This window comes from Azospirillum sp. TSO22-1, from assembly GCF_003116015.1.
In the GTDB taxonomy this organism is placed as follows: domain Bacteria; phylum Pseudomonadota; class Alphaproteobacteria; order Azospirillales; family Azospirillaceae; genus Azospirillum.
Window position 1 is genome coordinate 1 of record NZ_LGQZ01000201.1, and the last position, 9,357, is coordinate 9,357.

Here is a 9,357-nt window from a genome sequence, read left to right on the forward strand (position 1 = left end):
GCGGCCATCCGCCTGATGATCCACCGCCTCGTTCACCCCAACCGCAAGCGGCTGCCCCCGCCAGACTTCTGAAACGGGCTGTGAGATCCATATAATCTTCGATGCCTTTATAAAGCTGGCAGCGGTGATGGTTCTTTTATGATGGCCTCCTCGAAGATCAATGCGTTCGGCACGCCGCACCGCGAACTCGGCCGCGTCTTCGAATCGCTGACCACGGCCGGCTGCATCGTCCGGCGGCGCTACGTGCCGACGCTGATGACCTGTTTTGTCGAATCCCTGATGTCACTGGAGCGCTACCGCGAGTACACGCCGCGGGAGCTGATCGTCACCCGCTTCGCCTGCGACGTCCTGTGGCAGCGGCTGCAGCACGTCGACAACTGGTTCATCCTGCTGCCGGTCGCCGGCGGCCAGCGGGCGTCCTATTCGGAAATGGAGGACCGGTTCGTCGGTCACGCCAACGAGCCGGTGTAGCCGTCACGGCCGCACCGCCGGCGTCTCCAGCGGCATGCCGCCGGCCCGCGCCATCAGGTAGGCCTCCAGCGCCACCAGTTCGGCCGAGCCGTAGGCGTAGGGCTCCGCCCGCACCGCGCCCTGGCAGTTGCGCAGCCGCCGCTGCAGCGAGCCCATTCCCTGCCATTCCAGCCGGTAGACCGGGTAGCCTGTCGGGTGCCCCTGCGGAATCAGGTTGCCGGCCAGCCGCTTGCCGGCGTTGTCGTCGTGACATTGGCTGCACGCGAGGTCGAGTTGCCCCTGGCGCTGCCGGAACAGGCGTTCCCCCTCGGCACGGACGGCCCCCAGGTGCGGGTCGGCGTCGGGCGTTATGGGGAGGCCGCGCGACTGGTGCGCCACCACCGCCGTGAGCGCCAGCAGTTCCTGGCTCTCGTACGCCAGCGGCGTGGCGCCCTGGTGCGTCGTGCGGCAGCGGTTGATGCGCTGCTCCAGCGACAGCGGCGCACCGTCGAACACCGGGTAGCGCGCCGCCGCGCCGCGCATGCTCTCCACCGCGCCGTGGCAGGCGGCGCAGGACTTTCCCCCGTCGGCGCGCGTCCACAGCGCCTCGCCGTCGCGCACCCACAGTATGCCGGGGTTGGCAGTGTCGTCCTGCTGCATGGCCTGGGTGTCCGGCCCCATGACGTCGAAGCCGGAGCGGCGGTCGTCCGCCTCGGCGGGGAGCACGACCAGTGCCAACGCCAGCGCCAACCGCCTCATGTCACCGTGATCCGCGCCGTCTCGGTGTGGATGGCGCCGTGGTCGTCGGTCCAGTGAAAGGCCAGCTCGCCGCTCTCCGTCGCCACCGCGGTGAAGCTGAGGAAAGGGTTGGCGGCGATGGCCGGGAACAGCTCGGCGCGGAACACCTCCTCGCCGTTGTAGGTGCAGACGAAGGTATGGATGATGTCGCGCGGGCGCAGGCGGCCGGACTCGTCGGGGCGGAACCCGGTTTCCATGGGGTGGGAGACCAGCGTCTTGATCTCGAACACCGTGCCGCGCGGCACGCTCTGCGGCACGTTGATCAGCGTGCGCGGCATGGCTCAGCCCCCCTCCAGGCAGGCGGCCAGCGTCACGATCACCTCGGCGCGGGCCGACCAGAACGTCCCGTCGCTGAGTTCGGCGACGGCGACGATGGTCTGCGAATCCGCCAGCCGCATGCGCGTCGACACCACCGCCCGGCCACTGCGCGGGGTCAGGTGGAAAACGGCGACGTTCGGCTGCGGATTCTTCTCGTTGAACACGGCGATGCGGCGCACGAAGGTGTCGGGCGTCATCGGGCTGTCCACCGCGACGGTCAGCGGCGCCGAGTTGCCGTTCTCCACCAGCGCGGGCAGGTCGAGCCTGACGCGCCCCGGCTGCGCTTTCGCGGCGCCCTCGGCGAAGGCGCGGATCGCCTCGGCCATCGCCTGCGGCGTGGCGTGCGCCGGGCGGACCAGCAGCAGCGCGGCGCCGGCGGCGAGCAGGGAGCGGCGGGTCGGCTCGGTCATCCTCGTCCTCAGTCGCGCAGGGTGGTCAGGAAGGCGACCACGTCCTCGATCTCCGCGGCGCTCAGCACCGGCTTGCCCTGGAACGCCGGGGCGACGCGGGTCAGTCCCTCCACCTTGAAATAGGACGGCATGATCGTGTCGGGAACGAGCCGGCGCGCATCGACGATGCGCAGCCGCAACTGCCCCTCGCTCAGCCGTGCCCCGGCGCCAGACAGGTCGGGGGCGAGGGTGCCCTGGAACCGCTCCTCCGGGAACGGCCCGGAATGGCAGAGCAGGCATAGCCCGCGCCGCCGGTCGGCGACGATGGCCCGCCCGCGCGCCGGGTCGCCCTTGGTGCCGGTCAGGGAGTCCGGAAGCGCGTCCTGGGCCGCGGCCGGCTGGGTCGTCAGCAGCACGGCCAGGGCGACCGCGCTAGCCAAAGACGGCGCCGGTGATGGTGCGGAACCAGGCTTCGGCATAGGCGGCTTCCTGGGCACGGACGGAGCGGGCGGCGTCGGGCGGGCTGGTGCCGCCGGCGCCCTCGACGTCGACGAGGCGGCCCTCGGCGGCGCGGTACACCCCGGCGATGGAAATGCCGTAGTCCGGCGCCACCAGACTGTAGCAGGTGTTGATGAGCTTCGGCGGATCCGGCGCCGCGCCGCGCAGCAGGGCGACCACCGCGGCGGCGCACACCTTGGCCTGGCCGTTGGCGGCGAAAGCGGACTTCGGCATAGCGCCGGCGATGGCGGCGTCGCCGATGACGTGCACGCCGGGCCGCTGGCGCGATTCGAAGGTGACCGGGTCGATGGGGCACCAGCCGCTGCGGTCGGCCGCTCCGGCCGCCGCGGCAATGGCGCCGGCGCGCTGCGGCGGGATGACGTTGGCGACGTCGGCCGTAACGCGCTGGAAGTCGGTGACCAGCGCGTCCCCCTCCACCCCCGTCACCTTGCCGCCGGCCGACAGCGGCACCCATTCCAGCAGGCCGGGGTACAGCTCCGCCCACGCCTGCTGGAACAGCTTCTGCTTGGAAAAGCTGTCCTTGGCGTCGAGCACCAGCAGCTTGCAGCGCGGCTTGTGCGTCTTCAGGTAATGCGCGATCAGACTGGCGCGCTCGTAGGGGCCGGGCGGGCAGCGGTAGGGGTTGGCCGGCACGCTCATCACCACCATGCCGCCGTCCGGCATGGCGCGCAGCTTGTCCCGCAGAAGGACGGTCTGCGGCCCGGCCTTCCAGGCGTGTGGCATGCGCTCCGCCACCGGCTCGTCGTAACCGGGCAGCGCACCGAACACCACGTCGATGCCGGGCGCCAGCACCAGCCGGTCGAATGGCAGCCGCCCGCCGCCGGCCAGCACCACCGCGCCGGTCTCGACGCCGACGGCGCGGTCCTGCACCACGATGACGTCCTCACGCTTCAGGCCATCGTAGCCGAACACCTGCCCGTCCAACTCGCGCAGGCCGGCGACGACGGCGTTGCTGAACGGACAGGCGGTATAGGCCGGGTTCGGTTCGACCAGCGTGACGGCGATCCCGGCGCGGTGCAGCGCGCGGGCGCAGGTCGCCCCGCCGAAGCCACCGCCGACCACCACGACGCGCGGCTTCGCCTGGGCAAAGGCCGGCAGCGGTATCGCCACGGCGCCCAGCAGGGCGAGGACGGCCCGCCTACTGGGCACGGGCCACCCAGACGGCGATGGCGCGGATCTCCTCATCCGTGAAACCCTTGGCGATGCGGTCCATGACGGTGGCCGGGCGCTGTCCGGTGCGGAAGTCCTGCATGGCGGCGGCGATGTCGTCGGCCGGCTGCCCGGCCAGCGGCGGCGGCGCCCCCTCGGCACGGGTCGCCGGATGACAGCCGGAGCACGCCTCCGCTCCCGGGGGGGCCGCCGCCGCGCCCGCCGACAGCAGGACGAGCACGGCGGCCGGCAGCAGCCTACGCATGGCGCAGGTCGGCGTTCTTCAGCGGGACCGAGCGGATGCGCTTGCCGGTCGCCGCGAAGATGGCGTTCAGCACCGCGGGCGCGGCGACGGAGATGGTCGGCTCGCCCACCCCGCCCCAGAAGCCGCCCGACGGCATGACTATGGTCTCCACCGCCGGCATCTCGTTCATGCGCAGCGGCGGGTAGCTGTCGAAGTTCTCCTGCTCCATGCGGCCGTTCTTCAGCGTGCACTCGCCGTACAGGCAGGCCGACAGGCCGTAGGCGAAGGAGCCCTCGACCTGCGCGGCGATCTGCTGCGGGTTGACGGCGTGGCCCGGGTCGGTGGCGGCGACGATGCGATGGATCTTCAGCTTGCCGTCCGGGCTCACCGACACCTCGGCCACAGCGGCGACGTAGCTGCCGAAACCCATGTGCTGCGCGATGCCGCGGAACACACCCGGCGCCGCCGGCTTGCCCCAGCCGGCCTTCTCCGCCACCGCGTTGAGGACGCCCAGGTGCTTCGGGTGGTTCGCCATCAGCTTGCGGCGGAACTCCAGCGGGTCCTGGCCGGCGGCGTGCGCCAGCTCGTCCATGAAGCACTCGACGTAGATGGCGTTCTGGTTGTGGTTGACGCCGCGCCAGAAGCCCGGCGGCACCGGCGGGTTGCGCATGGCGTGGTCGATCAGCAGGTTCGGCACACCGTAGCCGAAGGTGCCGTCGCCGCTCGCCAGCAGGCCCTGGAAGGTCGCCATGTCCTTCCCGTTCTGCAGGTTCTGCGGGAAGATGCCGGCGATGATCGACTGGCCGGAGACGCGCATGTGCAGCCCGACCAGATTGCCCTGCGCGTCCAGGGCACCGGTCATCTTCGCCTGGGTGACCGGGTGGAACCGGCCGTGCAGCATGTCCTCCTCGCGGCTCCAGATCAGCTTGACGGGGGTGCCGGGCATCGCCTTGGCGATGGTCACCGCCTGCCGCACCCAGTCGTGCACGGCGCCACGTCGGCCGAAGCCGCCGCCCAGGTGCACCTTGTGCACGTCGCACTGCGCCACCGGCAGCCCAGCGGCTTCCGACGCGGCGGCCAGCGCCGCCTCGCCGTTCTGGGTGGGGGTCCACACCTCGCAGCGGTCGCCGGTGAAGAGCGCGACGGCGTTCATCGGCTCCATGGTCGCGTGATTCTGGTGCGGGTAGGCGTAGACCGCCTCCACCACCTTGGCTGCGCCTTTGATGGCGGCGGCGGCATCGCCGGCCTGGTTGCCGACGAACGCCTCCCGGGCGTCGAGGCCGGCGCGCAGCGTCTCCGCCACCTCGGCGCTGGAGAGCCTGGCGTTCGGCCCCTCGTCCCACTCGATGGGCAGGGCGTCGAGCGCGGTCTTGGCCCGCCACCAGGTGTCGGCGATCACGGCGACGGCGCTGTCGCCGACCGGCACCACCTTCTTGACGCCGGGCATGCCCTGCACCGCCGCGGCGTCGAAGCGCTTCACCGTGCCGCCGAACACCGGGCAGTCGCGGATGGCGGCGTTCAGCATGCCGGGCATGGTCAGGTCGATGCCGTAGAGCTGCTTGCCGTTCAGCTTGTCTGCGGTGTCCAGCCGCTTCAGCGGCTTGCCGGCGATGGTCCAGTCCTTGGGGTCCTTCAGCGGCACCTCGGCCGGCGGGGGCAGCGTCGCCGCCGCCCCGGCGACGGCGCCGTAGGTGGTCGTGCGGCCGGTGGGCGTGTGGGTGATGACGCCCTTGGACACCTTGCATTCCGAGGCCGGCACCGTCCATCCGTCGGCCGCCGCCTGCACCAGCATGACGCGCGCGGTGGCGCCGCCCTTGCGGACGTAGTCGTGCGATTCACGGATGCCGCGGCTGCCGCCGGTGGAGAAGTTGCCCCACACCCGCTTGCGGGCGAGGTTCTGGCCCGGCGTCGGGTATTCGGTGGTGACGCGCGCCCAGTCGCACTCCAACTCCTCGGCGACAAGCTGGGCGAGGCCGGTCAGCGTGCCCTGCCCCATCTCCGACCGGGCGATGCGGATCACCACCGTCTCGTCGGGCTTGACCATCACCCAGGCGTTGACCTCCGCGGGACCGGACGCCGCCTCGGCGATGGGGACATGGAAGCCCAGGGTGAAGCCGCCCGCTGCGGCGGCGGAACCGGCGAGGAAGGTGCGGCGCGAGACCTGTACGTTCATCGTGTCCCTCCCCGGCGTCAGGTGCGGCTGGCGTCGCCACCGCCGTCGGCGGCGAGCTTGATGGCGGCGCGGACCCGGTTGTAGGTGCCGCAGCGGCAGATGTTGGTGACCTCGCGGTCGATGTCGGCGTCGCTCGGCTTCGACGTCTTCTGCAACAGCGCCGCGGCGGACATGATCATGCCCGACTGGCAGTAGCCGCACTGCGGCACGTCGAGCGCCGCCCACGCCTTCTGCACGGGGTGGGAGGAATCGGCGGACAGCCCCTCGATGGTGACGATCTTCTGCTCGGGCCTGAGCGCGGAGAGGGTCAGCGTGCACGCGCGCACCGGCGCGCCGTCGATGTGCACGGTGCAGGCGCCGCACTGGCCGACGCCGCAACCGTACTTGGTGCCGGTCAGCCCGACCTGTTCGCGGATCACCCACAGCAGCGGGGTGTCGGGCTCCGCGTCGATCTCGCGCACCGCTCCGTTGATGGTGAGCCGGACCATCGATCCTCCTCCCTGGCTGGGACGTCCTGTCGCTTGGGGGTACCCCGACGCCTGCCGAGCAAGGTGGTTCGGCCGTTGGTGGCGCCAAGCGATTATGCGCTTTTGGAGAGGTCCCGGCCGGACGCCACCCTCCGCACGAGGCCTCTACCCCCAAATGCGTACTTTCCTCCGTCGGCGGCATCGGCAAGACTTCCAGGACCCAGGCTTCAGTTCTCGTTCGCCGATTTCTTTTGCGGCGCAGCGCATGATGATGCAACGCAACAACAAAGAACGGGGAGGAACCATGCTGTCTCTGCGGGATCTGGTCGATTTTGCCGCCTGTTCGGGTGAAGACGGGCGTGCCGTGCTCAAGTCGCTGGGCCTCACCGACGAGGATTTGCAGCGCCGGACGGTTCTGGTATCGACGCGGCACCCTTTGCGTCCCGCGCGCACACCGACCAATCCGACGCCGATGTGGCGGCAGTAGCGCGGGCCTTCCCGCTCGTTGGAAGCCCACACCGGAATTTCCAAGGCGCGGGAGCCGGCCCGGCAGTCATCGCCCGGCGAATCCGCGGTTTTCCCAAGACGCCAAACCCGAACGCCCCGAAATGCCGAGGCATGGTGGCGCACTTGTGCGCGGATCTTTCAGCCTTCTTCTAAAATTTTAGCGGAACCAGGGGTGGCACGGCCGTTGCTTATGGGCGCGCCGTCCGCGCCGTCGGACGGTTCCAACGGCGCCGCACCAAGCAATCACGCTTCCCCTGGAGATCTTCATGAACAAGCTTTCCGTCGCCCTGGCCGCCGCCGCCCTCTTCGCCCTGCCGTCGGTCGCCAGCGCCAACCCGGCCGCCGGCAAGGCCGTCTACGCCGCGAACTGCGAGGCCTGCCATGGGCCGGACGGCACCGCCGTGCTGCCGGGCGCGCCGAACTTCAGCAAGGGCGAGCGTCTGGAAAAGGCCGACAAGGTTCTGGCCACCACCGTCCAGAACGGCCTGAACGCCATGCCGGCCTGGAAGGGCATGCTGAACGACCAGGAGATCGCCAACGCCCTGGCCTATATCCGCACGCTGAAGCGCTGAGGCGTCCGCACGGCGGCGGTCCGGGCCTCCCGGGCCGCCACCTCACGCCCCCAGCATGACCCGCAGGATCACCAGCCCGGTTCCGGTCAGGCGCCAGACGCCGGCGTCGCCCGACGGCTCGACGATGCCGAGCGCCGCACACTGCGCGATCAACCGTTGCGGCGCGTTGCGCAGCTCCAGATTTTCCGGAGCCGCCGAGAGGAGCCAGTGCAGGTGCTCCTCGCCAAGCTTGATCGCCCCCTCCACCGTAGGTCTCCCTGCCTGGGCGGCCGGTCCATCCGGCACACCGAGTCGTACGAGCAACTCCCGCATCATCGCCGTGCCGGATGCACGACACCACGGGACGCATCGCGCCATCCTGCCCATCGGCGGCAGAACCGGCTGCTGCGACAAAGCAACGCGCATGCCAGATGTTTCAGCAGGAAATCAGCACACGCGCCGCACTCGATTCTCAACACACAGACAAACTGTTGCATCCCGTTTCCAGAATCGAGAATTCATCAAGCATTGTGAATAACGTGCGAGCGCCAGATTCCGCGAAACATCGAGCGAATAGGCATTGTTTCGTCCGAACCTGGGCATGGGATGATTGGACCCGCGGATTCAAGTGTCGGAATTAGCGAGGACCAACTGACGCAGCGCCGCTCCCCGCACCGCGTTCCAGCCGGCAAAATGTTGAAGGGGCCACCGGTTAGGGCTTGCGTACTAATATATTAATATGCTATCCCAAATTCAGAGACACGGGCAACCTGCCGCCGGCCGTCACGGGCCGCGTTCTCCCGACCGCCAGACCGACAGACAAGAGGGTTTCCGATGAAGATCGCCGTCCGCCACGCGTCCCACCCGGACCACGTCCGCGGCTTCGACACGCAGACGCTGCGCGACCACTTCCTTGTCGAATCGCTGTTCCAGGCGGACGACATCGTCCTCACCTACAGCCACATCGAGCGCTTCGTCGTCGGCGGCGCCATGCCCGTCGCCGGCCCGCTCACCCTCGAGGCGCCGAAGGAGATCGGCTCCCCCACCTTCCTCGCGCGGCGCGAACTGGGTGTGGTCAACGTCGGCGGTCCCGGCCGCGTCACCGTGGACGGTGCCGTCTACAATCTCGATACCCGCGACTGCCTGTACGTCGCCCAGGGCAGCGTCGACGTCCGCTTCGAGAGCCTCGACCGCAAGACGCCGGCCAAGTTCTACCTGAACAGCACGCCGGCCCACGCGCGCTACGAGACCATGAAGATCTCGATCGCCGACGCCAAGCAGCGTCACCTCGGCGATCCCTCCACCTCGAACGAGCGCACCATCTTCCAGATGATCCACCCGGACGTCTGCAAGACCGCGCAGCTCGTGCTTGGCCTGACCATGCTCAAGCCGAACAACATGTGGAACAGCATGCCGCCGCACACGCACGACCGGCGCAACGAGGTCTACTTCTACTTCGACCTGCCGGAGAGCGCGCGCGTCTTCCACCTCATGGGCCAGCCGCAGGAGACCCGCCACATCGTCGTGGAGAACGAGCAGGCGGTGATCTCCCCGCCCTGGTCGATCCACTGCGGCGTCGGCACGCACAACTACACCTTCATCTGGGCCATGGGCGGCGACAACCAGACCTTCGACGACATGGACCAGGTTCCCCTGGTCACCATGCGCTGAACCGGGGAGGCGGAACGATGAGCACCCCGTTCGACCTCACGGGCAAGGTGGCGCTGGTCACCGGCGCCAACACCGGCATCGGCCAGGGCATCGCCGTGGCGCTGGCCACGGCCGGCGCCGA

General features: G+C 69.7%; 13 protein-coding genes and 1 pseudogene. 5 read left to right on the forward strand and 9 right to left on the reverse strand.

The genetic code is table 11. The features are described from left to right. The first annotated feature begins 138 nt into the window (after nucleotides 1-138). On the forward strand, nucleotides 139-471 hold the full coding sequence (locus TSO221_RS33480; RefSeq protein WP_109122789.1) for a hypothetical protein: 333 nt from the start codon (nucleotides 139-141) through the stop codon (nucleotides 469-471). A 3-nt stretch (nucleotides 472-474) separates the two neighbouring features. Here the strand turns inward: TSO221_RS33480 and soxA are convergent, their stop codons facing one another. The 8 genes from soxA to TSO221_RS33520 are packed head-to-tail and all read right to left on the reverse strand — an operon-like array spanning nucleotide 475 to nucleotide 6,528. Further along, nucleotides 475-1,209 (reverse strand): sulfur oxidation c-type cytochrome SoxA, encoded by a 735-nt coding sequence (soxA, locus tag TSO221_RS33485; RefSeq protein ID WP_109122790.1) that lies wholly within the window; start codon nucleotides 1,207-1,209, stop codon nucleotides 475-477. Further along, complete coding sequence (gene soxZ / locus TSO221_RS33490) at nucleotides 1,206-1,526, reverse strand: thiosulfate oxidation carrier complex protein SoxZ (protein ID WP_109122791.1); 321 nt, start codon at nucleotides 1,524-1,526, stop codon at nucleotides 1,206-1,208. Before soxZ ends, soxA begins: the two co-directional genes overlap by 4 nt. Nucleotides 1,527-1,529: 3 nt before the next feature. Continuing rightward, complete coding sequence (locus TSO221_RS33495; RefSeq protein ID WP_109122792.1) at nucleotides 1,530-1,976, reverse strand: SoxY-related AACIE arm protein; 447 nt, start codon at nucleotides 1,974-1,976, stop codon at nucleotides 1,530-1,532. Between the two features lie 8 nt (nucleotides 1,977-1,984). Continuing rightward, nucleotides 1,985-2,395: a sulfur oxidation c-type cytochrome SoxX gene (gene soxX, locus TSO221_RS33500; RefSeq protein ID WP_199229740.1), complete on the reverse strand. Its 411-nt coding sequence runs from the start codon at nucleotides 2,393-2,395 to the stop codon at nucleotides 1,985-1,987. Next, nucleotides 2,388-3,623 carry an NAD(P)/FAD-dependent oxidoreductase gene (locus tag TSO221_RS33505; RefSeq protein ID WP_247878388.1) on the reverse strand — a complete coding sequence of 412 codons (1,236 nt, stop codon included), beginning with the start codon at nucleotides 3,621-3,623 and terminating at the stop codon, nucleotides 2,388-2,390. Before TSO221_RS33505 ends, soxX begins: the two co-directional genes overlap by 8 nt. Further along, nucleotides 3,613-3,888: a c-type cytochrome gene (locus TSO221_RS33510; RefSeq protein WP_109122795.1), complete on the reverse strand. Its 276-nt coding sequence runs from the start codon at nucleotides 3,886-3,888 to the stop codon at nucleotides 3,613-3,615. The genes TSO221_RS33505 and TSO221_RS33510 overlap by 11 nt, the downstream gene beginning before the upstream one ends. Then, nucleotides 3,881-6,040 carry a molybdopterin cofactor-binding domain-containing protein gene (locus TSO221_RS33515; protein ID WP_109122796.1) on the reverse strand — a complete coding sequence of 720 codons (2,160 nt, stop codon included), beginning with the start codon at nucleotides 6,038-6,040 and terminating at the stop codon, nucleotides 3,881-3,883. The genes TSO221_RS33510 and TSO221_RS33515 overlap by 8 nt, the downstream gene beginning before the upstream one ends. A 17-nt stretch (nucleotides 6,041-6,057) precedes the next feature. Then, complete coding sequence (locus tag TSO221_RS33520; RefSeq protein ID WP_109122797.1) at nucleotides 6,058-6,528, reverse strand: (2Fe-2S)-binding protein; 471 nt, start codon at nucleotides 6,526-6,528, stop codon at nucleotides 6,058-6,060. Nucleotides 6,529-6,811: 283 nt separating this feature from the next. On the opposite strand from TSO221_RS33520, the gene TSO221_RS35230 reads away from it, so the two are divergent. Further along, complete coding sequence (locus TSO221_RS35230; RefSeq protein WP_146208994.1) at nucleotides 6,812-6,994, forward strand: hypothetical protein; 183 nt, start codon at nucleotides 6,812-6,814, stop codon at nucleotides 6,992-6,994. 286 nt (nucleotides 6,995-7,280) lie between these two features. Further along, nucleotides 7,281-7,586, forward strand: a complete 306-nt coding sequence (locus TSO221_RS33525; protein ID WP_109122798.1) for a cytochrome c — start codon at nucleotides 7,281-7,283, stop codon at nucleotides 7,584-7,586. Nucleotides 7,587-7,628: 42 nt separating this feature from the next. On the opposite strand, the gene TSO221_RS33530 is transcribed toward TSO221_RS33525, so the two are convergent. After that, nucleotides 7,629-7,832 (reverse strand): hypothetical protein, encoded by a 204-nt coding sequence (locus TSO221_RS33530; protein ID WP_109122799.1) that lies wholly within the window; start codon nucleotides 7,830-7,832, stop codon nucleotides 7,629-7,631. 567 nt (nucleotides 7,833-8,399) lie between these two features. Here TSO221_RS33530 and kduI point away from each other — a divergent pair. Both kduI and TSO221_RS36710 read left to right on the forward strand, forming a co-directional pair. Further along, entirely contained in the window at nucleotides 8,400-9,236 is an 837-nt protein-coding gene (kduI, locus tag TSO221_RS33535; protein WP_109122800.1) for a 5-dehydro-4-deoxy-D-glucuronate isomerase, read from the forward strand. A 17-nt stretch (nucleotides 9,237-9,253) separates the two neighbouring features. After that, a pseudogene (locus TSO221_RS36710) lies at nucleotides 9,254-9,357 on the forward strand (2-deoxy-D-gluconate 3-dehydrogenase); the annotation flags it as partial.

Coding starts and splice junctions, on each gene's coding strand:
- TSO221_RS33480 (WP_109122789.1), top strand. CDS start 139: ATGATGGCCTCCTCGAAGATCAATGCGTTCGGCACGCCGCACCGCGAA.
- soxA (WP_109122790.1), bottom strand. CDS start 1,209: ATGAGGCGGTTGGCGCTGGCGTTGGCACTGGTCGTGCTCCCCGCCGAG.
- soxZ (WP_109122791.1), bottom strand. CDS start 1,526: ATGCCGCGCACGCTGATCAACGTGCCGCAGAGCGTGCCGCGCGGCACG.
- TSO221_RS33495 (WP_109122792.1), bottom strand. CDS start 1,976: ATGACCGAGCCGACCCGCCGCTCCCTGCTCGCCGCCGGCGCCGCGCTG.
- TSO221_RS33510 (WP_109122795.1), bottom strand. CDS start 3,888: ATGCGTAGGCTGCTGCCGGCCGCCGTGCTCGTCCTGCTGTCGGCGGGC.
- TSO221_RS33515 (WP_109122796.1), bottom strand. CDS start 6,040: ATGAACGTACAGGTCTCGCGCCGCACCTTCCTCGCCGGTTCCGCCGCC.
- TSO221_RS33520 (WP_109122797.1), bottom strand. CDS start 6,528: ATGGTCCGGCTCACCATCAACGGAGCGGTGCGCGAGATCGACGCGGAG.
- TSO221_RS35230 (WP_146208994.1), top strand. CDS start 6,812: ATGCTGTCTCTGCGGGATCTGGTCGATTTTGCCGCCTGTTCGGGTGAA.
- TSO221_RS33525 (WP_109122798.1), top strand. CDS start 7,281: ATGAACAAGCTTTCCGTCGCCCTGGCCGCCGCCGCCCTCTTCGCCCTG.
- kduI (WP_109122800.1), top strand. CDS start 8,400: ATGAAGATCGCCGTCCGCCACGCGTCCCACCCGGACCACGTCCGCGGC.